Origin of the sequence: Mesorhizobium norvegicum, assembly GCF_004919685.1 — a bacterium.
Taxonomy (GTDB): Bacteria; Pseudomonadota; Alphaproteobacteria; order Rhizobiales; family Rhizobiaceae; genus Mesorhizobium; species Mesorhizobium norvegicum.
Window position 1 is genome coordinate 95,665 of the sequence record NZ_SMYZ01000081.1, and the last position, 25,216, is coordinate 120,880.

At 59.8% G+C, this 25,216-nt stretch carries 22 protein-coding genes and 2 pseudogenes; 18 read left to right on the forward strand and 6 right to left on the reverse strand.

The features are described from left to right. Positions 1 to 45: 45 nt before the first annotated feature. The 5 genes from FCU66_RS30570 to asnB are packed head-to-tail and all read left to right on the forward strand — an operon-like array spanning position 46 to position 5,551. Positions 46 to 1,236, forward strand: a complete 1,191-nt coding sequence (locus tag FCU66_RS30570) for an aminotransferase class I/II-fold pyridoxal phosphate-dependent enzyme (protein WP_136617685.1) — start codon at positions 46 to 48, stop codon at positions 1,234 to 1,236. A gap of 30 nt (positions 1,237 to 1,266) precedes the next feature. Then, positions 1,267 to 2,085, forward strand: coding sequence for a phosphocholine cytidylyltransferase family protein (locus FCU66_RS30575; RefSeq protein WP_136617684.1), 819 nt, complete (start codon positions 1,267 to 1,269; stop codon positions 2,083 to 2,085). Further along, complete coding sequence (locus tag FCU66_RS30580; RefSeq protein ID WP_136617683.1) at positions 2,082 to 2,681, forward strand: CDP-alcohol phosphatidyltransferase family protein; 600 nt, start codon at positions 2,082 to 2,084, stop codon at positions 2,679 to 2,681. Before FCU66_RS30575 ends, FCU66_RS30580 begins: the two co-directional genes overlap by 4 nt. Before the next feature lie 30 nt (positions 2,682 to 2,711). Then, the gene (locus FCU66_RS30585; protein WP_136617682.1) at positions 2,712 to 3,626 is read left to right on the forward strand and encodes a class I SAM-dependent methyltransferase; all 915 of its coding nucleotides are present in this window, start codon (positions 2,712 to 2,714) and stop codon (positions 3,624 to 3,626) included. A gap of 32 nt (positions 3,627 to 3,658) precedes the next feature. Then, positions 3,659 to 5,551: an asparagine synthase (glutamine-hydrolyzing) gene (gene asnB / locus FCU66_RS30590; RefSeq protein ID WP_136617681.1), complete on the forward strand. Its 1,893-nt coding sequence runs from the start codon at positions 3,659 to 3,661 to the stop codon at positions 5,549 to 5,551. A 38-nt stretch (positions 5,552 to 5,589) separates the two neighbouring features. Here the strand turns inward: asnB and FCU66_RS30595 are convergent, their stop codons facing one another. Continuing rightward, positions 5,590 to 6,897, reverse strand: a complete 1,308-nt coding sequence (locus tag FCU66_RS30595; protein WP_109671376.1) for an alkaline phosphatase family protein — start codon at positions 6,895 to 6,897, stop codon at positions 5,590 to 5,592. 167 nt (positions 6,898 to 7,064) lie between these two features. Here FCU66_RS30595 and FCU66_RS30600 point away from each other — a divergent pair, with 167 nt between their 5' ends. From FCU66_RS30600 to FCU66_RS30630, 7 genes are all read left to right on the forward strand, one after another. Continuing rightward, the gene (locus FCU66_RS30600) at positions 7,065 to 8,771 is read left to right on the forward strand and encodes a pyridoxal phosphate-dependent aminotransferase (protein WP_136617680.1); all 1,707 of its coding nucleotides are present in this window, start codon (positions 7,065 to 7,067) and stop codon (positions 8,769 to 8,771) included. Between the two features lie 54 nt (positions 8,772 to 8,825). Further along, positions 8,826 to 9,617 (forward strand): DeoR/GlpR family DNA-binding transcription regulator, encoded by a 792-nt coding sequence (locus FCU66_RS30605; RefSeq protein WP_136617679.1) that lies wholly within the window; start codon positions 8,826 to 8,828, stop codon positions 9,615 to 9,617. 190 nt (positions 9,618 to 9,807) lie between these two features. Then, complete coding sequence (locus FCU66_RS30610) at positions 9,808 to 11,370, forward strand: ABC transporter substrate-binding protein (RefSeq protein ID WP_136617678.1); 1,563 nt, start codon at positions 9,808 to 9,810, stop codon at positions 11,368 to 11,370. Positions 11,371 to 11,375: 5 nt separating this feature from the next. Continuing rightward, positions 11,376 to 12,407, forward strand: coding sequence for an ABC transporter ATP-binding protein (locus tag FCU66_RS30615; protein ID WP_136617677.1), 1,032 nt, complete (start codon positions 11,376 to 11,378; stop codon positions 12,405 to 12,407). After that, positions 12,404 to 13,363, forward strand: coding sequence for an ABC transporter ATP-binding protein (locus FCU66_RS30620; protein WP_136617676.1), 960 nt, complete (start codon positions 12,404 to 12,406; stop codon positions 13,361 to 13,363). Before FCU66_RS30615 ends, FCU66_RS30620 begins: the two co-directional genes overlap by 4 nt. Beyond that, entirely contained in the window at positions 13,363 to 14,304 is a 942-nt protein-coding gene (locus FCU66_RS30625) for an ABC transporter permease (protein WP_136617675.1), read from the forward strand. The genes FCU66_RS30620 and FCU66_RS30625 overlap by 1 nt, the downstream gene beginning before the upstream one ends. After that, positions 14,301 to 15,161, forward strand: a complete 861-nt coding sequence (locus FCU66_RS30630) for an ABC transporter permease (protein ID WP_136617674.1) — start codon at positions 14,301 to 14,303, stop codon at positions 15,159 to 15,161. Before FCU66_RS30625 ends, FCU66_RS30630 begins: the two co-directional genes overlap by 4 nt. Positions 15,162 to 15,205: 44 nt before the next feature. On the opposite strand, the gene FCU66_RS30635 is transcribed toward FCU66_RS30630, so the two are convergent. From FCU66_RS30635 to FCU66_RS30645, 3 genes and pseudogenes are all read right to left on the reverse strand, one after another. Beyond that, positions 15,206 to 15,592, reverse strand: coding sequence for a 3'-5' exonuclease (locus FCU66_RS30635; protein ID WP_136617673.1), 387 nt, complete (start codon positions 15,590 to 15,592; stop codon positions 15,206 to 15,208). An 80-nt stretch (positions 15,593 to 15,672) separates the two neighbouring features. Continuing rightward, positions 15,673 to 16,688: pseudogene (locus FCU66_RS30640) on the reverse strand (nucleotidyl transferase AbiEii/AbiGii toxin family protein). Then, on the reverse strand, positions 16,681 to 17,274 hold the full coding sequence (locus FCU66_RS30645) for a DUF6088 family protein (RefSeq protein WP_044551219.1): 594 nt from the start codon (positions 17,272 to 17,274) through the stop codon (positions 16,681 to 16,683). The pseudogene FCU66_RS30640 and the gene FCU66_RS30645 overlap by 8 nt, the downstream one beginning before the upstream one ends. 463 nt (positions 17,275 to 17,737) lie before the next feature. On the opposite strand from FCU66_RS30645, the gene FCU66_RS30650 reads away from it, so the two are divergent. Beyond that, positions 17,738 to 18,037 carry a hypothetical protein gene (locus FCU66_RS30650; RefSeq protein WP_136617672.1) on the forward strand — a complete coding sequence of 100 codons (300 nt, stop codon included), beginning with the start codon at positions 17,738 to 17,740 and terminating at the stop codon, positions 18,035 to 18,037. Beyond that, the gene (locus tag FCU66_RS30655; RefSeq protein ID WP_246094093.1) at positions 18,034 to 18,396 is read left to right on the forward strand and encodes a PIN domain-containing protein; all 363 of its coding nucleotides are present in this window, start codon (positions 18,034 to 18,036) and stop codon (positions 18,394 to 18,396) included. Before FCU66_RS30650 ends, FCU66_RS30655 begins: the two co-directional genes overlap by 4 nt. 164 nt (positions 18,397 to 18,560) lie before the next feature. On the opposite strand, the pseudogene FCU66_RS42255 reads toward FCU66_RS30655, so the two are convergent. Next, positions 18,561 to 19,119: pseudogene (locus FCU66_RS42255) on the reverse strand (transposase); the annotation flags it as partial. Positions 19,120 to 19,353: 234 nt separating this feature from the next. Further along, positions 19,354 to 19,491, reverse strand: coding sequence for a hypothetical protein (locus tag FCU66_RS41380; RefSeq protein WP_168991843.1), 138 nt, complete (start codon positions 19,489 to 19,491; stop codon positions 19,354 to 19,356). Between FCU66_RS41380 and nifH the strand changes: the two genes are divergently transcribed. From nifH to nifE, 4 genes are all read left to right on the forward strand, one after another. Then, positions 19,490 to 20,383, forward strand: a complete 894-nt coding sequence (nifH, locus tag FCU66_RS30665; RefSeq protein ID WP_006331760.1) for a nitrogenase iron protein — start codon at positions 19,490 to 19,492, stop codon at positions 20,381 to 20,383. The two genes, FCU66_RS41380 and nifH, sit on opposite strands and share 2 nt — an antisense overlap. Before the next feature lie 104 nt (positions 20,384 to 20,487). Beyond that, positions 20,488 to 21,993 carry a nitrogenase molybdenum-iron protein alpha chain gene (nifD, locus tag FCU66_RS30670; RefSeq protein WP_136617671.1) on the forward strand — a complete coding sequence of 502 codons (1,506 nt, stop codon included), beginning with the start codon at positions 20,488 to 20,490 and terminating at the stop codon, positions 21,991 to 21,993. Positions 21,994 to 22,124: 131 nt separating this feature from the next. Then, positions 22,125 to 23,666 carry a nitrogenase molybdenum-iron protein subunit beta gene (gene nifK, locus FCU66_RS30675; protein ID WP_136617670.1) on the forward strand — a complete coding sequence of 514 codons (1,542 nt, stop codon included), beginning with the start codon at positions 22,125 to 22,127 and terminating at the stop codon, positions 23,664 to 23,666. 59 nt (positions 23,667 to 23,725) lie between these two features. Continuing rightward, positions 23,726 to 25,216, forward strand: a complete 1,491-nt coding sequence (gene nifE, locus FCU66_RS30680; protein WP_136617669.1) for a nitrogenase iron-molybdenum cofactor biosynthesis protein NifE — start codon at positions 23,726 to 23,728, stop codon at positions 25,214 to 25,216.

A 25,216-nucleotide genomic window follows, 5' to 3' on the forward strand; every position in this document is an offset into this window, starting at 1 on the left:
CAGGCCCAGCCCGTCTTTTGAAAGCAAACGAAAACGGGAGCGCACATGCTTGCGCATCGGACAAACCTTTTCGGTACATCGGGTACCGCCGCGGCGCGCACTGCCGCAAAAGCGGCGGCCGATGCTGGCAAGGAGATCATCGATCTGACCGCCGGCGAGATCTGGAGCGAGCTTGCTCCCACGATTCGCGACGGCGCGATCGACGCCATCAATAAGGGCGTCAATCGCTATACCGATACGGTTGGCATGGTGGAGCTGCGCGAGGCACTGGCGCGGAAGATCTCCCTCGATACCGGACAGATCTGGAAGGCCGAGGAAGTTGCCGTGACGTCCGGAGCGAAGCAGGCCTTGTTCAATGCCGCAATGGTGCTGCTGAACCCGGGCGACGAGGTCATCATCCCGGCGCCTTACTGGACAACGTTTCCGGCCCAGGTGCTAATCGCCGGCGGCACACCGGTCTTCGTCGACACCAGATCCAACGGTTGCGTCCCGCGCCCCGAGCACATCAAGGAGGCGGTCACCGAACGAACGCGGGCGATCGTCGTCAACACGCCCAGCAATCCGGCCGGTGCGGTCTACGATGTTGAGACCCTGATGGCCATCGCTCAACTGGCGGTCAGCCACAACCTGTGGATCATTTTCGACGAGTGCTATGGCGACTTCGTGCATGAGGATCATACCCACCATCCGATCGTCTCGGTCGCTCCCGAAATTCGAGCACGCGCGCTGATCGTCAACTCCTTCAGCAAATCGCTGGCATTGACCGGCTGGCGCATCGGTTATCTGGCGGGCACAAAAGAGGTGATCAATGCCGTCAAGGCCCTGCAATCGCACACCACTTCGAATCCAAACGTAATTGCCCAGCACGCGGTGCTCGCCCATTTGCAAAGGGATGGATCGGACTATGAAGGCAAGCTGCGTTCACGCCTCACAAGCGCCAGACGGGTGGGTCTTGACGTGCTTGCTTGGTTGACGCGTGTCCCGGTCGCCAGGGCGCAAGGCGGCTTCTATTTCTATCTCGACCTTTCCCATCTGCTGCGATCGGCATCGGAAGACGGCGCCTCAACGACAGCCGACGATATCGTGACGGCTCTGCTTGCCGAAACTGGCGTCGCAGCTGTGTCGGGCGCCGCGTTCGGTGACCCCGCCGGCCTGCGCCTGTCCTATGGAATTCCATCTGAAAAACTCGCGACCGGCCTGGCCCGGCTCGTCGAATTCCTCAACGCCTGGAAATGACACCGCAACACCACGAAAGAGGTGAATGAGATGCCTCCCGCTGCTCCCAGGAAAGCCGTCATTCTCGCTGCCGGCTTCGGCTCCCGCCTGCGTCCGCTGACCGATCTGTGTCCCAAGCCCCTCGTCGAAGTCAACGGCACACCGATACTTCACAATGCACTGTGGAACCTTCAGGCGGTGGGAGTCGAAGAGGTGACGATTGTTGTCGGCTATCGCAAGGATGCCATTCGGCATGCCTGTGGCGAACGCTTCGGCAGACTTGAAATCAACTATGTCGAGTCCTCGGTCTTCGACAAGACAGGGAGCGCCTACTCGCTCTGGCTGGCACGCGACACGCTTCTTTCCGGCGACTGTTATCTCCTCGAAGGTGACGTCTTCTTCGAAGAAGATGCGCTGCGCCACCTGATCAGGGTGGAGGCGGCCAATGCCGCCGCGGTCGCGCCCTTCGATCCATCCATGGAAGGGTCCGCGGTCGTCCTTTCCAGCAACGGCTTCATATCCGAAGTCCGGTTGAAGCAGACGGCGGCAAATCTGGTATCAGGCACCCCGGTGCTCTTCAAGATGATGAACCTCATCCGGTTCTCTGGCGCCGAACTCCAAACGGCGATCGTCCCGGTCCTCCACGACCTGATCGGCTCGGGCGCAATCAAAGCCTATACCGAGGAGCTGCTCGCGCATCTCATCGAGCAGCGCGGACTGCAACTCGCCGCGGCGCGATGTGACGATTTGCGATGGTACGAGATCGACAGTGAACAGGACCTGCGGGTAGCGGAAAGGATTTTCGCCTTCGAGCGACCTCACAGACATAGTGCCGACGCGCCGGCCGCCGTGGCGGGGGTAGGAGGATGATCCGCTATCTGTTCGACGCTGCAAATGCCATTACGGCCCTTGGGCTGATCTTGGCCACCACGGCGATCTACTTTGCTTTGATCGGGCGCTTCGAGATTGGCATCTGTTTCGGCTTGTGGGCTCTTTTGGCAGATGATGCCGACGGCATGGTCGCGAAGAGTTCCCCGAACCGGTCCGCTTTGATGGCACAGCTGGGTGGCGCGTTGGACGGGCTGCTTGATTTGGTCTACGCAGCCGTCTTTCCAGCGGTTCTGATTTTGTCCTTCAACGCGTTCTCCGTTCCCGCATTGTTGGCTGCCAACTGCCTCATCCTGTCAGGGGCTCTGCGCCTCAGCTATTTTTCGACGTTCGGACTGGACGCTGACGGATTCGGCAGAGGATTGCCGTTGAACAATAATCTCTTCGTGTTGGCGTTCCTCTTCGTCGCCGACCATCACTTGCCGGTGCAAGGCCTGGGCAACCTATTGATCGGTGCAGGGTTTGTGCTGTCGGTCCTGCATCTTTCAAACTTCAAATTTCCAGGTACCGGCAGTGCGTTGCGCTTGGGCAACCTTACACTCGCCGCAGCCGGATCTGTCGCCTTACTCACAAAGTGAATCAGTTTGCAGCTATAGGGAAGAGAATACATGGAAAACTCTTTCGAGGCCGAAACTCGCACCGTCTTTGATCGCTACCAGCGCGAGCAGGAGAATGACGACCACATATTCGACAGGTTAGTCTCTCTAATCGAGGAGGAATATTTCGGCCTGCCTACCGGTAGCTTCCGCGGTCTTGATGTCCTGGACGCGGGCTGCGGCTCCAACGCGAATGCGTCCTATGCGTTTCTCGACAAGGGGGCACGAAACGTTGTTTCGCTTGAATTGAGCAATGATTGGATGGATTGCGCGCGCAAACGGCTCAGCCGATTTGGGCCGCGCTCGGAACTGGTCGCGGGCAGTGTGCTCGATCTGCCGTTTGACGACTTCAGTTTCGATTTTGTCCATTGCGCAGGGGTTTTGCCGCACACCAGCAATCCGAAAAAAGGCTTTGAAGAGCTTGCCCGTGTAACCCGCCCCGGCGGCAGCTTCTTTTTGACGATTATGGGTACCGCCAACGGCGTCATTTACCGATGCATCAATCACTTGCGAGAACTCTACCAAAGCGACGAACAATTCCGCAGTTCCATAGACAATCTGGATGCATCCACCGCACGCGAAGCCATCAACTGGCTGTTGCGAATAAAGGACGGCGAAGAGAAAGAATATATACCTGGCGAAAACGAATTCTTTCGGAGTCTTTTTGATGATGATTTGTTCGTGACGATCCGGGATCGTTTCCAGGCGCCGACCTATCACGGGTTCGCATTCACAGAGGTGCAAATCCGAGGCTGGTATGGCGAGTGCGGCTTCGAGAAGATCCGCAGGATCTCAAGGTATACAAAAAATTTCCATAATCTTCGGCGCTTTCTCGCTCCGATGTACCGTCATTATGACCACCCGCTGGCCCGCTTCTGGTTCGGCGATGGCTGCATCCAGATGATCGGCGAAAAGCCGAGCACGTAGTTGGCGTTATTCGTGCCAAGAGAGCGACCCCAATGTGCGGAATCTTTGGGATAGTCCTCAAAAACGAGGGAACACCCGTTTGTGCTGAGGCCGTTGAGCGTTGCGCTGAGGCTCTCGCTCATCGCGGGCCCGATGCCAGCGGCCTATACATTGATCAATCGGTCGCATTCGCGCATCGACGGCTGTCGATTGTCGACGCTCATTCTCGCGCCAATCAGCCCTATCGCGATGACAATACCGGAGTGGTGGTGACGTACAACGGCGAGATATTCAACTATCGGGAAATTAGAGCTGAATTGAGGGATATGGGTTTTTCCTTTTCGACGGTGTCCGACACCGAGGTTCTAATTCTTAGCTATATTGCTTGGGGAAAGTCATTCTTAAACCGCCTTGACGGGATGTTTGCCTTCGCGCTTTTCGATCCCCGGAACTCGCTTGCTCTCATCGCCCGAGATCGTTTGGGGGTAAAACCCCTTTACTACACGATCTGCGATGTTGGCCTTCTCTTTGCATCGCAGCCGAACGCTCTCATTCGCTGGCCGGGCGTGATACGCGGACCCGACATCATCGGCGCGCTCAGTTTTCTTTCCTATCGCGCGGTTGTCGGTGCCAGGACGCTGTTCGCCGGGATCTCCAAGTTAGAGCCCGGCCATCTCCTCGCAATAAGGAATGGGCGACACACGTCCGAACGTTGGTGGAATCTGTCGGAGCGCATTTCGCGATCGAAGCCGGACTATTCCGACATAAGGAGACTATTTGGAAGCGCCGTCGAACGTCAGCTGGTGTCTGACGTACCGGTCGCCGCATTGTTGTCCGGTGGACTTGACTCGAGCATCCTCGCCTATGAGGCGTCCACCCGCTCCCAAATCCGTCCGATCTGCTATACCGGCAAGGTCGAGCCCGCCGATTATGACGAGACGGCCTATGCGATGGAGGTCGCAGCAGAATTCGGGCTCACTCACCGGGTCGTCCCGATTGGAGAACCATCCGATGTCAACGCCGTAGCGGAGCTGGTGCGCCTGCGCGGACATCCGCTTGGGATGCATAACGAAACCGCAATGTTTACGCTCGCAAAGGCGATTTCGAAGGAGCATAAGGTCGTCCTCACCGGCGAGGGTGCCGATGAGATTTTTGCTGGCTACAGCCGATTGTTCCGTACGCCGTATGATTACAATCGAAGCAAGATCATCGCCGCATTGCCACCTGCTCTTGCCCAGATCGCACGCCGACGCCTCGGACTCGGCGTCCATTGCAGTCAGCTGCAGTTCTTCCTGGAGCGCTACAGCTACTTCCCGACCGATGAAATCCGCTCGCTTGCTATCGATGGCCGGATACGAAGGGAGCACGAGATGGCTCTGTTCGATCACTTCTCGACTCAATTTGCAGAGGCCGGCGGAGATTTCTTTAGTAAGATCTCATATGTTCTCGTCTCTACGCATTTGCCCGCATTGCTGGAAATGGTTGACAACACCACAATGGCAGCTGGGCTTGAGGCTCGCGTTCCTTATACCGATCACCAGCTCGTTACCGCCGCAATGGCGATGCCCGGCTCACAGCGGTTGAGGTGGAGGTCTCCAATCGCTTCGGTCCAGGCACTGTGGCATCCGGTTGCTTCCTTCAGCGAACGTCTCGATGTCTCAAAATTCCCCTTAAGAAGGGAATACCGGAGCGTCTTGCCCAGATCTGTTCTATCTCGCAAAAAGATGGGATTTCCGCTGCCACTGGGTCAGTGGGCCGTTGGCGAGGGAGCAACGGAATATCGAAGGCTGCTGTTTGATAAGGACTCTCCATTGGGAGATTTGTTCGATCCTGCTGCTTTGCGGCGTTGGTTCGAGGCCGGACGACGAAATCCTTCAGACTCGTTTGGCCGGAAGTTCTGGCTGTTGGCCAACCTTGGGATATTCTTCAAAGAGGTATTCTCATGACGAATATGCGAGCCCGCAGGCGGTCGCTTGCGGGCATTTTACAGAAGACCCTTTGCCGAAAACGGGGCGTCGGACAATCCCAAGATCTGAGCAATGGTTGGCGTGAACTCTTCAGCGGAGCCCCAGGCAATATTGCAAGGTTGCATTCCAGGGATGCTCAACAGGCATATCCGATCGTCCTCCGCGCTGCCCGGTCGAAAACCGTGGGTGGACAAGTATCGAGGTCTGCCCGTCGGGCCAGCTTCTTGCGTGTCTCCAACGGTCTCCTCGAAGGAGTGTCCAGGAGGTGCGACATAGGTCGCTATGCAATCACGTTCATTTACCGGAACATGGTCGCTCGACCACGGCTCCACTTGGAAGCGCGCCAACAGTCCGTCTGCGATTCTGCGGTCATGAGCTCCGTCAACCAGGACATGGAGCGTCGCTCCTTCACTTTCCCAAAGCAAGTCAGGGATGATCGCATCCGGATAAATGGTTGTGTGGACGGCGCTATGTCCATGGTCACTTGCGACTACGATCGCGTAATCGTCTTCCCGCCCGACTCGCCTCAGTCCTTCGATGAGAGCGCCAATCATCATGTCGGCCGCGGCGATAGACCAATGTGCCGCCTCGCTTTCGTATCCGAACTGATGCTGAATCGAATCCGTCATGTCGATCTCGGTCAAAATGAGATCAGGCGGGTTCTCCGAGCAAGCCAGCGCTCCTGCAGCCCCGATCATGAGATGATCCGCGGCCAGGCCCGCAACGAGAGCAGTGCTCGCAACGGTGTCACTACTGGACGGGAAGCCGAAGAGATCGAGCACGCCGGCGGCTCGCAACCGTCCATTTGGATCTTTGATCATGCGCGAGCGAGCGATGCGGTTTTCGGGCAGGCTCTTAAATGACCGGCTTCCCTGGAGAAACCCTCGTTCCCACCAGGCCGGCACGAAGACATCGCAATCGGCTGGGTCGATCAACCCAGCGCCGATGGACGCGACATCAAGCCCGCTATTTTTGGCAAGCTTTGCAATGGTCGGAACCCGCAGATCAGACGCGTCGGCGCAGACAAACGAGCCATCTCGCACAATGTGGTTTCCGTAGATCCCGTTCGCTTGAGGCGCCGCGCCGGTTAGCATGCTTGCGCGCCCCGGCATCGACGTTCCCGGCACCGTTGAGCGCAGGCGAGTGATGGACAGACCGTCTCCTGCCAAACGAAGAAGCGTCGGCAACCGATGTTTGTGCTTTTCGAAATAGTCCGCGCTTACGCCGTCCATGAGGATCAGAATCGCTTTCGTAGGAGCGCGCGGCTTTATCGAGGCAGGCGTCTGAAAACGAGCGGTAGGCCTGGATGGATTGGTGTGGGTCATGTTGCACCTGGAAGAGACCGATCGAAACCAAAGCCCCCTATAGGCTTCGGATGACGCCGGTATGAACGGCATCACGGGATACTTCGAGCGCCAGTGGGTCGTTTTGATTTTGGGAATGGGCGCTTCTACGCGCTCTTTTTGTTTCCTTCAGAAGAAAGGAGTCCGAGATGGCCGATACGACCCGTGCTATTTTTATCCTCGATTTCGCAGGGCCAAAAATACATCTGTGGAGTGGCAGCTACGATGCACCGTTGGTTCCTATCAACGGTCAGCCGCTCTTGGACCGTCTCGTCAACGCCTGTGTCGAAAACGGCATTGAAGATGTCACTCTCGTTGAAAACTTGAGCAGCGGCACATTCGATGGGTTCCGCCTGCAGGACAGCACAAATACGCTTTCGTGGCACGACGCGCATGACGGCGATCTCATTGAGAAGTTTTGCCAACATGATGGCGATACCCTCCTGATATGGGGAACGCCGCTTTTCGACAGTGAGGTTCTTGACGGTATCGATGTCAACAAAGGTTTGCGCGGCTCCGCTTGGCGGCCCGACGCTCCGACCGGGATTTATCGATTGAGTGCTGATGCTCTACGCAATCTTCTGGCCGAAAGCCGCGCCGCGGCATCTCTGCATCAGGCCTTGAGTACGTTAGTCGCGGGCCTGTCCCAGCTGGACGTAGCGTTGCCTGACAATGTGCTGAATGTTGGCTCCAAGCTGCTCGATATTTGCGACGGTGTCGACGCATCCATCGCGGAATTTCGGTGTGACAAGGAGAACGTGCTGCGGCGTCTGGAAACGAGCGTCGGAGGTTATTGGCGCAAGCCAATCGCCGAGCACATGCTTCTTTGCAATACCCGCTTCCCTCCCAAGACTTTTTACGATCGGCTGGCGGCGAGGCTCGAAGGCGTGTTGACATGCTATCCTTCTCAGCAGATCGATATCGCTTCAGTTGTTGGCACGATGACCTCGCAGCAGCCGGACTTTATTGCAGTCGGAAACGGGGTGACCGATCTCATCCAGGCGCTCTATTCAACGCTGAACCCCACAATCGCGATTCCCGTGCCGACGTTCGCCGGCTTTCAAACACCACTCGATGACGAACAAAAGAACAACTTCGTCCTCACCCCGCCCTATTTCGATCTCGACGTTCGAGCTTTCCTGGAATTCGTACTGGCGACAGGCGCGGATACGGCAATCGTTGTAAATCCAAACAATCCGACCGGTCGACTTGTTGATCATGCTGACGTGGCATGGCTGGCGGAGGCCCTAGGATCTCGAGGGCGGCGGCTGATCGTGGATGAATCGTTCATTGATTTCCCCGCTGATGGCCGATCAAACAGCGTTGAGACTCTGGTGCCGTCCTGTGCCAATTTGATCGTGGTGAAGAGCCTTGGAAAGGTCTTCGGACTTGGAGGAATCCGGCTCGCCTACCTCATGGCTGGCGATCCCGCGCTCGTTGCCGCCGTGCGCCGGAAACTGCCGCTGTGGAACATTAACGGTATTGCCGAATACACACTGTTCCTGCTTCCCGAATTCGCAGAGGAACTGGAACACAGTCTAGAGATGTTGCGAGAAGATAGAGAGCTGTTCATCGAGGAGCTGCGGACGGTACCGGGCCTCGACGTCGTACCTTCGCAAACGAATTTCATCTTGTGCCGGCTGCCTGAAAATTCGGTATCCGCTGCCGAGCTCAAGCGCCGCCTCGTTCTGTTCGAATCCGTCCTCGTAAGAGAATGCGGCTATCAAGCCATGAACGACGCAGATCGATATCTGCGCCTGACGGTTCGAAGTCGGACGGAAAACGAAAGGCTGGCAAAAGCTCTGCGGCGCACCTTAAGCCGCTCAACGGCCTCTGAAAGTGACGCCCTGACGTGACATTTGCGCAGCGAACTGAATAGTCTTTTTTCGAATGCCGCGAGAGAGAGAAGCATGTCGCTAAGTTACAATCGTCATAAAAGGCTCGTTGAAATCATCCAGGCGAATGGCGAAGTGCGCATCCGAGATTTGATGCAGCGGTTCAATATTTCAGAAGAGACTGCGCGGCGGGATATCAAACGGCTCGAGCAGGATGGCTTGGTCGCACGGGTCCATGGTGGCGCGGTCGCAACGCAACAGCCAAAGCTGCTGGCCATCTCATCGCGAGCTGTTTCCGAGCGCGCGGAAAAAAGCACCATCGCTGAGATCGCCCTGGGTCTTCTGAAGCCCGGTCAGAATCTCTTCTTCGGGGGCGGCAGCACCATTCTGTCGTTGGCCAGCCGCATATCGGCCCTCCCGGAAATGCGCGTCGTCACCAACATGGTCGATACTGCCATCGCCGCGGCCGAAGGCTATCGGCATCGCGTTGTCATGCTGGGGGGCGATTTCAATGTCGATTTCCGGACCGTAACCGGATTCACCGCCTTGCGTACACTCCGCGAACAGCAGATCGACGTCGCATTTATCGGCGTCAATGCGGTGCATCCGAATGGCGTCTTCGACCATGAACAGGTCGGACAGGAGCTTGCTGCGACGCTCTGCGAGCAAGCACGGAAAATTGTCATTCTCGCCGATCACAGCAAATTCGGCTTGTCGGCGCGTTACCGCATCCTCCCCCATTCGGCGATTACCGCGATCATCACCGACCGGAGGCCGGCATCGGACATGCTGGACAAGATCGAAGCCGCCGGTGTTGAAGTTCTATATCCGCAAAACCGTCACAACCCCGCACTGGTCTCTGCTTGATCCTCTTCTTTCAGCCCTCACGGCTGCCCAACCGTGAAATGTTTTTTTCCTTTTGATTTTCAATAACCAACACAATCCGTCTCAAACCTGCAAAAAACCGTCACATAACCGCGCTATGTCTCAGCCCGTCTCGGGAGCGGATTTCATTCGCTCCGATTGTCATCCCGACTGAAAGAGAGGGGATTTTGATATGCAAACGACACGTCGCAGATTTCTCGGCATGACCGCCATGGCGGCTGGCGCAATAGCATTGCCGAACACGATCATGGCGGCAACCGGCCGGCGGCCGAACCTCAATATTGCCGTTCAGGACCTGCGCACAATTCTGGAACCGGTGGACGGCTCCTCCATCGCCAACGTTTCCTGGCGGGTGCAATACAGCATTTTCGATCAGCTTTTACGGACCGACTACAACGACAATTTTCGCCTGAATTTCGCGCTCGCGACATCATTGAAGCAAATTGACGCCACGATCCATGAGATCAGGTTGCGCGACAATGTGAAGTTTCATGACGGTTCCACAATGACGGCGGATGACGTTGTCTTCTCGCTCGGGCCGGATCGACTGCGCGGCGAAAAAGCGCCGGGCGCGGCCGTGTTTGCCAACTTCCTCTCCTCGCTCGCCGATGTGCAGAAGATCAATGATCGCACTGTCCGTTTGATCACCAGGACAGAGGACCCGGTCTTCGCCCAGCGGCTCGGCGCCTGGGGCACGCAGATCATCAGCGCCAGGGCACGGGCTGGCGCCAGCAGCTACGACGCCTGGGCGGCGAAGCCGATCGGCACCGGCCCTTACAAGATCGGCGAGGTCCGCAATGGCGACGAGATCACGCTGGTGGCGCACGACGAATATTGGGGAGGCCAGCCGCCATTTGCCTCGATCCGCTTCAAGCGGCTGCCGGAAATCGCCGCGCGCATCGCCGGACTGAAGTCGGGCGATTACGATATCGTCACAGACATCACTCCGGACCACATTGCCGAAATTGAGGGAGTCAACGGCCTCACGATTGTTGGTGGCGAAGCCATGTGGTTCCGCTTTCTCACATTCGCTCCGCTCAGGACTCCCATCCTGAAAGATGTCGATCTGCGTCGCGCGCTCGCTCTCGCTATCGATCGCGGTGCGCTGGCGGACGGCCTCTGGGACGGCCGGGCGAAAGCGCTGACCAGCTGGCAGCTACCGATCTTCGGCGAGATCAACGACCCCGACCGCAAGGGGGTGTCCTATGATCCGGCGCAGGTCAAGGAACTGCTCGCCAAGTCATCCTACAGAGGCGAGGAAATCCCATACCCTTCCGTCGGCACCTATTATCCGATGCAGCTCGCCGAGAACCAGGCGCTTGTCGAGATGTGGAAGGCTGCCGGAATCAACGTCAAGCTGATCATGTGTGAAAACTGGACGCAGGTCGGCGACATTGGCGGCATCAATGACACGTCCGGCGGCGCCTTCTACGCCGATCCCGTTTCCATGCTGTGGCAGATTATCGGTCCGACCAATGACCTCCAGTCAACAGGTGGCTGGACCAATGCCGAGTTTAACGCGCTCGGTCACGAGCTTGAAACGACGACCGATCTCGCCAAGCGCCAGGCGGCCTTCAAACGGATGCAGGACATTGTCGAGATCGAGGACCCTTGCATCACGCCGCTGCACTCCATGCCCTTTATCTATGGGCAGAAGGCGGATGTCAGCTGGCAGCCCAACCCGTTGCCGCAAATGTATCTCGGTCCGAAGATGCCGCCTGAGCCGGTGGCCTGAGTTCCATGCTGCATAAGTCTTTCCAGAACAGCGCGGGCGCCGCGCTGTTGCCGGCTCATGGCATCGGGGCTTCCGCCACCAAACCTGCCATCAGCATTGCTGGCTTGAGGGTGGCGTTCGGCGATGTGCCTGTGCTGCACGGTGTCGATCTTGCTGTGAACAAAGGCGAGGCCTTGGGTATCGTTGGCGAATCCGGCTGCGGCAAGTCCGTGACTTGGCGGGCGGTTCTTGGCCTGCTGCCGAAATCCGCCGAGATCCGGGGCGAGGCCAGGATTGGTGATCTCGATCTTGTGGGCGCACGACAATCCGTTTTGGATCGGGTGCGCGGCGGACGCATTGCCATGATCTTCCAGGATCCGGCCAGCGCGCTGAACCCGGTGCATCGCATCGGCGCGCAGATCACCGAAGCGCTTCGCCTGCACCGTGGCCTCAGCGGTGCCGCCGCCCGTGCCCAGGCCTGCCGCCTGCTCGACCAGGTCGGGATAGCCGCTGCGGCAAGCAGGCTCAACGCGTACCCCCACGAACTGTCGGGCGGCCAGAACCAGCGGGTGATGATTGCCATCGCGCTCGCCGGCCGGCCCGAACTGCTGATCGCCGATGAGCCAACGACCGCGCTCGACGCTACCGTGCAGGCGCAGATCCTGCTGCTGCTCAAAGATATTCAACGCGACACAGGCATGGCGCTGGTCATGATCAGCCATGATCTCGCCGCGGTGGCGGCCATCTGTGACCGGGCATGCGTCATGTATGCGGGCCAGATCGTCGAAACGGCGCCGAAACACACGCTTCTGACCGCGCCGGAGCACCCCTATACACGCGACCTGATCGGTGCCATTCCGCCCTCGCACGGTCCGCGCATGCGGTTGACCGCCATTGCCGGCGCGCCGCCACAACGCAATCTGCCGCCGGGATGCGCCTATGCGCCACGCTGCCGGCACGCGATCGCGGTATGTCGCACGAGCCGACCGGAACCGCGGCAGGTCGCCGCGCGGCATTCGGTGCGTTGCCTTCGTTTGGACGCCGGCACGTATCAATGACCCTGCTGCGTCTCAACAACATCACCCGTCGCTTTCCGCTCGGCTCGCCACTCTACGGACCGCGGAAATATCTTGTAGCAGTCGATGGCGTGTCGCTGGATGTCGAGATGGGCCGGACGACCGGCATTGTCGGCGAATCCGGATGCGGCAAGTCCACCACCGGCCGTATTGCGCTCGGTCTGGAGCCGCCGGACAGCGGAGGTGTGCTGTTTCAGGGTTTTCCGCTGCCGCGCATCGACAGCAAAAAGTGGCGCGCGCAGCGGCGCCAGATGCAGCTGGTCTTTCAGGACACCTTAGCAGCGCTTGACCGCCGAATGACTGTCAGCGCTCTCATCGCCGAGCCGCTGGCGATTCACGGGATTGGCGATCCGGCAAGCCGCGAGCAACGTGTGGCCGAGCTTCTCCACGGCGTCGGCCTCGGCGAAGACCATGGCAGGCTCTATCCGCATCAGCTTTCCGGCGGCCAGCGCCAACGCGTCGTGCTTGCCCGGGCGCTCGCGCCAAAACCCTCGCTTCTGGTTTGCGATGAGCCGGTCTCGGCGCTCGACCTGTCCGTCCAGGCGCAAATCGTCAATCTGCTCATGGATCTTCAGCAGGAGCTCGGGATCGGCCTCTTGTTCATCAGCCATGACTTGCGGGTCGTTCGCCATGTCAGCGACCGGATCGTCGTCATGTATCTTGGCCGCGTCGTCGAGCAGGGGCGCGCCGACGCCATTATCGATCAACCCGCCCATCCCTATACGCAGGCGCTCGTCTCGGCCATGCCGAGGCTTCCGGGCGGCTTCGATCATTATGTGGCGTTGCCAGGCGAGCCGCCGAGCCCCACCGATCGGCCCTGCGGATGCCCGTTTCATCCACGCTGTCCACTTGCGCGCGATGTCTGCCGCCAGAGCCTGCCCGAACTCCTGCCGCTAGGACCGGAACGGCAGGTCGCCTGCCATGTGGTGAGGCATTGATGAGTGCGGTGTTTCGTTTCGCCGGCCCCAAGCTCCTGCGTGCGGGCCTGTCGATCCTGATCGTAGTGACCTTTACATTCGTGGTGCTGCGGGCCTCTGGAGACCCGGCGCTGCAGATACTCGGTCCCAGCGCCCGCGCCCCGGATCTTGAGGCGTTTCGCCGGCATTGGGGGCTCGATCAGCCTCTGTATGTGCAATATGTCCGCTATGTCCTGGCGGCACTTCACTGCGATTTCGGGAATTCCATGCTGGCTGGAAAACCGGCCCTGCAGCTTGTGTTCGAGCGCGCGCCCCTGACATTGGCGCTGATGCTGCCGGCACTGGCGCTCACGATGCTAATAGGCATTCCGGTCGGCGCCTACGCCGCCATGCATCGCGACACCTGGGTCGACCGATCGGTGATGATGCTGACCGTGTTCGGCTTCACCGTGCCAAGCTTCGTGCTCGGGCTATTGCTGATCCTGATCTTTTCCGTGACGCTCGGCCTGTTCCCGTCCGGCGGCGCGGATCGGCCGGAAAGCTTCGTACTGCCGGTGCTCACGCTTGGTTTGGGCGGGGCGGCCATTATCGCGCGCTTCACGCGTAGCGCCATGATCGAAGTTCTGTCGCAGCTCTACATCGTGGCGGCCAGCGCCAAGGGCGTGACGTGGCGGCAGGTGGTTCGCCACCATGCCCTTCCGAATGCGATCATTCCTGTGCTGACGCTGTTCGGCCTGATGCTCGGCGGCCAGGTCGCGGGCGCCGTACTGGTGGAAAGCGTCTTCGGCTGGCCCGGCATCGGCCAATTGCTGGTGGTTTCGGTTGCGAACCGTGATCTCGCCGTGGTGCAGGTCATCCTCCTTCTCGTGGCGCTGACCATGACGTCGGCCAACCTGCTGATGGACCTGCTTTATGGCGTGTTCGATCCGCGCTTGCGTGGAACAAACTCAGGATCGCAATGAAAACGGCAACTGTAGAAACCAACCGTCCGCCGCCTCGCTCGGTGGACCTGCCGACACTCCTTGCTGTGGGCTGGGTTCTCCTCATGCTCCTCACGGCGCTCGCCGCGCCGCTGATGGCTCCCTATGAGATCACTTCCATCGACCTGCGCCATCGCCTGGCGCCGCCCGTCGGCTTTGGCGGAACGATGCTACACGTCCTGGGAACCGACGATCTGGGCCGTGACGTGGCCTCGCGTCTTTTCTACTCGATCCGCACCAGCTTGCTGGTCGCCTTCGGCGCCACTGCGATCAGCGTGTTGGTCGGTACCGGGATTGGCTTCATCGCCGCGTATTTCCGCGGGCTCGTCGAGCATGCCCTGCTGCTAATGATCGACGTACAGGCTTCGCTACCATTTCTAATCGTGGCGCTGGCAATGCTCGCCTGTTTCGGTAATTCGCTGACGCTGTTCGTCGCCCTGATGGGACTTTATGGCTGGGAGCGGAATGCGCGGTTGGCACGAGGACTGGCAATCACCGCCAGCGCGCAGGGCTATGCGAGCGCAACGCGCCAACTCGGCGCCCATCCGCTGCGTGTCTATCTGCGGCATATCCTGCCCAACAGCGCGGCGACGCTTCTCGTGGCGGCGACGGTGACCTTTCCGGAAATCGTCCTGGTGGAAAGCGGACTCTCCTTCCTCGGCCTCGGCGTTCAACCGCCGATGACCAGCCTGGGTGTCATGGTCGCGGCCGGCCGCGAGTATATCACCCGCGCCTCCTGGATGCTGCTCGCTCCAAGCCTCGTCATTGTCATCACGGCCGTTGCCGTTAGCGTCCTCGGCGACTGGTTGCGCGATAAGCTCGACCCGACCCTCAAATAACGGTTTCCCAATGCAAAGGAGCTGATCTCCACACTTGTCGACAGCTACGCTCTTGCACGGGACGGGGTGCCGAACCTTCGCCCGCGGCCGGTATCGACGTAACCGGAATACAGCATATGGATCTCGTCGCGGGCCCGCGTCAGGCCAACATAGAACAGCCGTCGGCTTTCGCGTCGCGCCGCCGGCTGCTCGGTGCGCCAGGGCAAACCGCCCAGATCGAGTCCCACCATGATCACGACATCATCTTCGCAGCCCTTTGCCGAGTGCGGCGTCAACAGATTAAGATGGAGAGGCGACGCGTCGCGTCCACCGAGGCTCGCCAGATCCAGGTCGGCGAGCGGCCCGCCGACAGCGAGCGCCGCCGACATGCGCACCACCTGTTCGCGCTGATCGGCGAGGCTTGGCTCTGCCGCCATCAGCGCATCGAGCATTCCCGCCCGCAGCGCGCCGATTGGCGAAGTTTGTAATTTTGATCCGCGAAATTCGCACGGCGCCGTCCCCCCAGTTTTTTCTATTCGCGGATGTAATTGGCTCGCTCGGCGATATCGGCACATCGCGCCATCAGCGCTTCGAAAGGCTCCGCGTCTTCCAGAAGAAGCCCGTCGTCGACCATGCGGGCGTAGTCCTCTTCAAGCGCCTTCAGACCATCGCCTGCGGGCACAAGCCGCAGACCGCCGTTGACAGCCGCCGCGTAATCGATGGGCGTTCGATCGGGCGCTTTCTCGGCGAAGAACATGGTCTTGTGGCGCGCCACTGCGTTCGCCAGATCGCGATCAGCAAAGGCGGACGGGGTAAAACCGGTTTCGTCCAACCGCGCGACATCGTGCCAGTGACGAGCAAAGCGATCGCCGCGCCGGCGCTCCTGCAGGCAGAAGACATGGATGGCCGTCGCCTTCTCCCAAAAGGTTCGCTCCGCATGCATCACGCGTGGACGAGCCGTGGGAAAGGTCACGCCCTCGATCAGGCCAGACGCGTCGCAGGCGATGTCGCGCAAGCTCGCGGGCTCGCCCGTCGATCGTGCTCCGAATTCGAGCATCACGCTCGGCGCCACATAGCCGGAGCCAGGCGTCGCGGCTTCGTAGTCGATGAACAGCTTCTCGCCCTCGACGCGGATGGCGGCCGCCAAAGCTTCAGCCGCGAGCGCATCTGCGATGATCGGCTGAACGCTTCCTTCAACCCAATTGGGCAGGCGCTTACGCACCTCACTGGACCAGCGTTTTTCCTCGCTACGGGTCTCCGGCAACGCTTCGCCGTCGTCGCCCACCAAGTCGGGTGCAATCGGCCGGATGTCGTATGTTAGGTCGACGTCCTCGGAAAACCGCTGGATAACCTGATAGGCTTTGGACAGCGACGTGCCGCCCTTGAACACCAGATGTTCGCCGAGCGCCGAGCCGTAAAGGTGGCGAGCGCCCAGACCACCCACACGTCCTTCTCGAGGAGATGCGCCGGCCTGCCGGACCGATCGGCCGCGACGCCGAGCGCCTCCCGCCGATCCTCGATCGGGAGGTGGAGAAAGGGATCAGCCATGTGCGGCCTTGCCCACGCTGCGCGCCATCCAGGTCGGAAGCTGCGGCGCTACCGCGACCAACTCGCTGAAGGCGCCCGGCGGGAGTTTCCGCTTCAGTGTCTGGAGGGCGGCCTCAGCCTTCTCCGGCCCAAGCCAAGCCAACGCTCGCACCGCCTCGCCAGCGGGCCGATGCGCCATGGCGAGCTGCCAACGAGGCGCATGGCGAAGCTCGACGACCTGCTTGCCGAGGCTCATCTTCCGGGTGCGGCCGGAAGTCAGATAGACCGACCGGACCGGCACCTGTGTCGTGAGACCGAGGGTGTTGGCGGCAACGGCCCCACTCGTGACGATGATCTCCCCGCGCTGGCTGGCAAGCGCCTCGACCGCTTGCTCCACGGAGGGAGCCCGGGTGCCGAACCTGCTCGTGACCGGAAGGAGATAGACGCCGCGACCCGCCCGGATCAACTGCGTGCGCTCGGCTAGACGCGACAATGCCTGATCCACCGCGGCGCGATTCCCGAGGTGAAGCAAGCTCTTAGCTGCGACCGGCGTGCCCTCTGGCAGCCCTTTCGCGTGCGCAAGAATCTGTTCGGTCAACCGTTGCATGGCCATGCTCCTGTCAGAAATGTATGCGATTTTCTGACAGTTTTTCAAGGCGGGCAGCGACGGGCACCTGCACGCGGAACCCGCCCAGCAGGCGTTGTGGTCAATCATCGCCGCGCGAATCGACCAATCCCTGTTTCGCGCCGTTCTCCGAACGAGCCTCGCCCGTCCTGGGGCCGACGCCCTCTGGTCGGCGCCGAGATATTTCTCTTGTCAGCGCAAGAACTCGACGCTGGTCAAAAAGTACCGTCGCGTAACATATATCGCGCGTCCCCACCGATGCCATTCAACAGAAAGAGAGCACTGCTCGGACTGCCTGCACCTTGATCAAACCCAGTATTCTGGTTATATTACTGGAAATGAGAAATGAAGACTGTCTTTTTATTTAGATCTGTATGTTCCTTCTTGTTGTAGTTATGATGTATGTCGAATGTATTACGTATGTGTGTTGTAGTCGGAGGCAACTATGAGCAGCTCGCAAAAACGCGCCATTCAAAACTATCGATCTCGCCTCAGCGAGCGCGGCTTGGCGCGCTTCGAGGTGCTTGGCCGCGATGCCGATCGCGACCTCATTCGATCTTTGGCTCGCCGCCTGGCCGAAGATGGACCGGATACCTCTAGCCTGCGCGCTGCTGTCAGCCAGACCATCGCCGGCGAGCCACCCAAGCTTGGCGGGATTCTCGCCGCATTGCGTCGTTCGCCGCTCGTGGGAGCTGACCTCGATCTTTCCCGCCCCCATGAAGAGGTGCGGAAGATCGACCTGTGACACGCTACCTCCTCGATAACAACATCATCAGCGATGTCGTCAAATCGCAGCCTTCGGAATCGCTCCTGGCATGGATGTCGAGACAGCGTGACGAGGATTTGTTTATCGCTTCGCTGACCGTTGCGGAAATTCTTCGCAGGGTTCTGGAGAAGCCGCGCGGGAAAAAACGCGACGCACTCGACAACTGGTTCTCTGGGCCTGAGGGGCCGCAGGCGCTGTTTGCGGGCCGCATCCTCTCGTTCGACGACAAGGCAGGGCTGATCTGGGCGCGGCTGATGGCAGGAGGAAAACTGGCCGGCAAGCCGCGCAGCGGGCTTGCCGGGCTCAAGGTCGTCAATCCGATACGCGGAGCGGTCTGATGCGGCGGCGGGTTAAGGAATGCTCGGGAGGGCAAGATGGCTGAAACTCAGATAGAGTGGACGGAATCCACTTGGAACGCTCGCGGATTTGGCTGATCTCCGCTCCTTCAGCGCGCCAAATCCAGTGGGACGAGCTCCCAGATGATCTACAGCCAAGGGAGGGTCTTCTCGAGCTCGGCGATCTTCTCGCTGTAGATGGCGATCTGCTGGAGGTAGAGACGACCAACGTCGCGGACGATCGGCTGGATGAGGCCTTCCTCGTCTTCGATTGCATCCGCAAGGCGCTTCACGTGGGCCGGGCCGTGTGGGGCGACGACCCCGTGCTTCGGCGAGGTGGCCGCGCAGGGCGTTTATCAGCTGCGTGCGCTGGCGCACCAAGAGGTCGCGCGTGCGGAAGATCATCGACCGCGCCTCTTGCTCCTCGGTTTTGACAGCCACGAAGCGCATTGTCGGCCTGAGGGCCGCTTCCGCGTGCCGCTTTACAAAGGACTTCACATAGACCGGCGGCAGGAGCCGGACGGCATGCCCGAGCCCGCCGATCGTACGCCCCCAGTCGTGGGCGGTCGCGCTTCCATCGCCACCGTGCACCGGGGCTGTCCGGCGAGAAACGGCAGCAACTGCGCGCGACAGGTTCTTGCGAAAGACAACCTTCCCGTCACTCGCCGCGCCGTGAACCTGGAAGACCCGCTTTGCAAGATCGATTCCAATGGTGGTAACTTCCATGGATGCCGTCTCTGTCTTGGTCGATTCTGGCAATCACCAAACTGGCACATTGCGATGGCGTCGGGAGGGGGCATCTACTCCATCAGATTTTGACAACTAGCTTCTTTCCGGGCTCCGCGGCCGACGTCTCACTCAACGCCATCCGACATTTCCTGTCGCCTTTGTCAGGGCCGCGACACAAGTTTATTTAGCCAATTTAATATTTTTGCCAAATGTTAAACAGCTGAAAAGCAATCATAAAATTTCTTCTTCGATCCAGCCGGCCAAATTGGCACGAATTTTGAAACGATCGGTGCGAGGCGGCGGGATCTGCCGACCGGCATTCAAGTCGCGGGTAACCGCTATGGATGGAAAGAAGGAAGGAAGCAACATGTCAGGTCTGCGTCAGATCGCATTCTACGGAAAGGGGGGCATCGGCAAGTCCACCACCTCTCAAAATACGCTAGCCGCCCTGGTCGACCTCGGACAGAAAATCCTGATCGTCGGCTGCGACCCCAAAGCCGACTCCACCCGGCTGATCCTGAACGCAAAGGCGCAGGATACCGTTCTGCATCTCGCCGCCCAAGAAGGTTCTGTGGAAGACCTTGAACTCCAGGACGTGCTCAAGATCGGCTACAAAGACATCAAGTGCGTGGAGTCTGGCGGCCCCGAGCCGGGTGTCGGCTGCGCCGGCCGCGGCGTCATCACCTCGATCAACTTCCTCGAGGAGAACGGCGCCTATGATAATGTCGACTATGTCTCCTACGACGTGCTGGGCGACGTGGTGTGCGGCGGCTTTGCGATGCCGATCCGCGAAAACAAGGCCCAGGAAATCTACATCGTCATGTCCGGCGAGATGATGGCGCTCTATGCCGCCAACAACATCGCCAAGGGTATCCTGAAATACGCCCATTCGGGCGGCGTGCGGCTCGGCGGGCTGATCTGCAATGAGCGACAGACCGACCGCGAGCTCGACCTCTCCGAGGCGCTGGCCGCCAGACTCAATTCCAAGCTCATCCACTTCGTGCCGCGCGACAACATCGTCCAGCACGCCGAACTGAGAAAGATGACGGTAATCCAGTATGCGCCGGACTCCAAACAGGCAGGGGAGTACCGCGCGTTGGCCGAGAAGATCCATGTCAATTCGGGCCAGGGCACCATCCCGACCCCAATCACCATGGAGGAGCTCGAGGACATGCTGCTCGACTTCGGCATCATGAAGACGGACGAGCAAATGCTTGCCGAGCTTCAGGCCAAGGAAGCGAAATTGGCCGTCGCTCAGTAGCCGCCGCTACCGACAGGGGGCGCCGACCGTGACCTGGCGCCCCTTTGTACGAAACAAGGCCTCGTTGGCGAGGCGTTACCCGAACCTTGAAAGGGGCAGGTCCCATGGGCCTCGACTATGAGAATGACGGCGCTTTGCATGCGAAGCTTATCGAAGACGTGCTGTCCCAATATCCAGACAAGGCGGCGAAGCGTCGCAAGAAGCACCTCAGTGTCGCAACGAGCAAGGACGAGGCTGGAGGTGAGGACAAGGGCCTTTCCGAATGCGACGTCAAATCGAACATCAAATCCATTCCGGGCGTGATGACTATCCGCGGCTGTGCCTATGCCGGCTCCAAGGGCGTGGTGTGGGGTCCGGTCAAGGATATGGTCCACATCTCGCACGGGCCAGTCGGTTGTGGGCAATATTCCTGGTCGCAACGCCGCAACTATTACGTCGGCACGACGGGCATCGACACGTTCGTGACAATGCAGTTCACCTCCGACTTCCAGGAGAAGGACATCGTTTTCGGCGGTGACAAGAAGCTGGAAAAGATCATCGACGAGGTCGAGGACCTGTTTCCGCTCAGTGGGGGCATCTCGGTGCAGTCCGAATGCCCGATCGGCCTGATCGGGGACGATATCGAGGCCGTGTCGCGCAAGAAGGCCAAGGAGCACGAAAAGACGATTGTACCGGTGCGCTGCGAAGGTTTCCGCGGCGTTTCACAATCGCTCGGCCACCACATTGCCAATGATGCGATCCGCGATTGGGTCTTCGACAAGGACGATGTCGATTTCGAGTCCGGCCCTTACGACGTCAATGTCGTTGGCGACTACAACATTGGCGGCGATGCCTGGGCTTCGCGAATCCTGCTTGAGGAGATTGGACTTCGGGTGGTCGGCAACTGGTCGGGCGACGCAACGCTCGCCGAGATAGAGCGCGCGCCCAAGGCCAAACTCAACCTGATCCACTGCTACCGGTCGATGAACTACATCTGCCGGCACATGGAGGAAAAGTACGGCATCGCCTGGATGGAATACAATTTCTTCGGCCCCTCCCAGATCGAGGCCTCCTTGCGCAACATCGCCAAACACTTCGGCCCGGAAATCGAGGAGAAGACCGAAAAGGTCATCGCCAAGTACCGGCCTTTGGTCGATGCCGTCATCGCCAAGTACCAACCGCGCCTCGAAGGCAGGACGGTGATGCTCTATGTCGGCGGCCTGCGCCCCCGTCACGTCATCACTGCCTACGAGGACCTCGCTATGGTGATCGTTGGCACCGGCTACGAATTCGCCCACAACGACGACTATCAGCGCACCGGCCATTACGTGAAGAATGGCACGCTCCTCTATGACGACGTCACCGGTTATGAGCTGGAGAAGTTCATCGAAGGCATCCGCCCGGATCTCGTTGGCTCCGGTATCAAGGAGAAGTACCCGGTACAGAAGATGGGCATCCCGTTCCGCCAGATGCACTCCTGGGACTATTCCGGCCCGTATCACGGTTATGACGGCTTCGCCATTTTCGCCCGCGACATGGATCTGGCCATCAACAACCCGGTCTGGGGTCTCTACCGCGCGCCGTGGAAAAAGATGAAGGACGCGCCGCCGACGGCGGTCGCCGCCGAATGAGGACTGGCCTCCCTCCCTGGCAGGGAGGCCGATAAATGCTTGGGGCGTGCTCGATCCACGCTGGATGCCCTTTAACGCTTTGATGTCCCTGTGCTGCCGCTTGCCGCAGCCAGATGGAAAAGGTGACCACCATGCCGCAATCGGCCGAAAAAATTCTCGACCATGCTCCCCTGTTCCGCGAGCCGGAATACAGACAAATGCTTGCCGAGAAGAAACTGAATTTCGAATGTCCGCACCCTGATCAGATCGTTACCGATCAACGCGAATTGACCAAAACTTGGGAATACCGCGAAAAGAACCTCGCTCGCGAGGCGCTTGTCATAAACCCCGCCAAGGCCTGCCAGCCGCTCGGCGCGGTGTTCGCGGCCGCGGGCTTCGAGCGGACCATGTCTTTCGTTCACGGTAGCCAGGGCTGCGTTGCCTACTATCGCTCGCATCTGTCGCGACATTTCAAGGAGCCTTCGTCAGCGGTTTCCTCCTCGATGACCGAGGACGCGGCAGTGTTTGGCGGCCTCAAGAACATGGTCGACGGGCTCGCCAATACCTACAAGCTCTACGACCCCAAGATGATCGCCGTCTCGACTACCTGCATGGCCGAGGTCATTGGCGACGACTTGCGGAGCTTCATAGAGAACGCCAAGAACGAAGGCTCGGTCCCGTGCGACTTCGACGTGCCTTTCGCTCATACGCCTGCCTTTGTCGGCAGCCATGTCGATGGCTATGACGGCATGGTGAAGGGCGTGCTGGAGCATTTCTGGAAGGGCAGCGAGCGCTCAAAGGCCGCTGGGACCATCAACATCATTCCAGGCTTCGACGGATTCTGCGTCGGAAACAACCGGGAACTTAAGCGCCTCCTCGACCTGATGGGTGTCACCTATATCGTCATTCAGGACGCCTCAGACCAGTTCGACACGCCGTCGGACGGCGAATACCGCATGTATGACGGTGGCACCAAGATCGAAGACCTGAAAGGGGCGCTCAACGCGGAGGCGACACTGTCGCTGCAGCATTACAACACCCGCAAGACGCTGGAATATTGCAACGAGGTCGGGCAGGCGACGGCATCCTTCCACTATCCGCTGGGTGTCCAGGCGACCGACGAATTCCTGATGAAGGTCTCGGCGATTTCCGGCCAGGAGATCCCCGAGGCAATCCGGATGGAGCGCGGCCGACTGGTTGACGCCATGGCGGACAGCCAGTCATGGCTGCACGGCAAGAAGTACGCAATCTATGGGGATCCGGACTTCGTCTACGCCATGGCCCGCTTCGTCATGGAGACCGGCGGCGAGCCGACACATTGCCTCGCGACCAACGGCACATCGGCCTGGGAGGCCGAGATGAAGGAATTGCTTGCATCCTCGTCCTTCGGCCAGGATGCGCAGATCTGGGCGGGCAAGGATCTCTGGGCGATGCGTTCGCTGCTGTTTACAGAGCCGGTGGACCTGCTGATCGGCAATTCCTATGGCAAGTATCTGGAGCGCGACACCGGCACGCCGCTGATCCGGCTGATGTTTCCAATCTTCGACCGGCACCATCACCATCGCTTTCCCCTCATGGGCTACCAGGGTGGATTACGCGTGCTGACGACGATCCTCGACAAGATATTCGACAAGCTCGATCGCGAGACGAGCGAAACGGGCGTGACGGACTATTCCTATGACCTCACCCGCTAAGCCCGTGCCGGCTTTTCGCCGAGGCCGCCCATGCCCAATGGACTTCGGAGACTGACGCAATGACCTCGCTCAGTGCCAAGATCCAGGACGTTTTCGACGAACCCGCCTGCGAGACCAACCGCGGCAAGAATGCCAAGGCGCGCAAGCAGGGCTGCTCGAAGCCGCTGACCCCCGGGGCGGCAGCCGGCGGCTGCGCCTTTGACGGCGCCAAGATCGTCCTGCAGCCGATCACCGACGTTGCGCACCTGGTCCATGCGCCGCTCGCCTGCGAGGGCAATTCCTGGGACAACAGAGGCGCAGCTTCGTCCGGGCCAACCCTGTGGCGGACAAGCTTTACAACCGACCTCACCGAACTCGACATCGTGATGGGGCAGGGCGAGCGGAAGCTGTTCAGGGCGATCCGCGAGATCAAGGATACATATACGCCGCCGGCAGTCTTCGTCTATTCGACCTGCGTGACGGCGCTGATCGGCGACGACATCGAGGCCGTGTGCAAACGCGCGGCCGAAAAATTCGGCTTGGCCGTGGTGCCGATCAATGCGCCGGGCTTGGCCGGCTCCAAAAACCTCGGCAACAAACTTGCCGCCGAAGCGTTGCTCGATCATGTCATCGGCACGGTGGAACCCGACGACGCCGGGCCCTACGACATCAACATCCTTGGCGAATTCAACCTCTCCGGCGAATTCTGGCTGGTGAAGCCGCTGCTTGATCGGCTTGGCATCCGGGTGCGCGCCTGCATACCGGGCGATGCGCGTTACATCGACGTTGCATCCGCGCACCGCGCCCGGGCGGCTATGCTGGTGTGCTCGAGCGCACTCATCAATCTGGCCCGCAAGATGGAGGGGCGCTGGGACATCCCGTTCTTCGAGGGCTCCTTCTACGGCATAACCGATACCTCCGAAGCACTTCGCAACATTGCTGAGCTGCTGGTGAGAAAGGGCGCCGATGCGGAGATCCTCGATCGCACAGAGACGCTGATTGCCGAGCAGGAGGCGATTGCGTGGAAGAAGCTCGAGGCCTACCGCCGGCGGCTTCAAGGCAAGCGCGTGCTGCTCAATACAGGCGGTGTGAAGTCCTGGTCAGTCGTCCACGCGCTGATGGAGATTGGCATGGAGATCGTCGGCACCTCGGTCAAGAAATCCACCGTCGAAGACAAGGAGCGGATCAAACGGATCCTCAAGGACGAAAACCACATGTTCGAGCAGATGGCAGCGCGCGATCTTTACGCCATGCTCTCAAAACACAAGGCCGACATCATGCTGTCGGGCGGGCGCACGCAATTCATCGCCCTGAAGGCCAAGACACCGTGGCTCGATATCAACCAGGAGCGCCAACATCCTTATGCCGGCTATGACGGCATGGTGGAACTTGTACGGCAGATCGACCTCGCCATTCATAACCCGATCTGGGGCCAGGTGCGGGAGCCGGCGCCATGGGATCGCCAGCCTGCCGGGCAGGACGATCTGGCGAGCACGAAGAACGGGACAGCGACTGTGAACGCTTTCAATGAATTCGCCGGCGCGACGGCTCACCGCTTCGGCGACCGATGA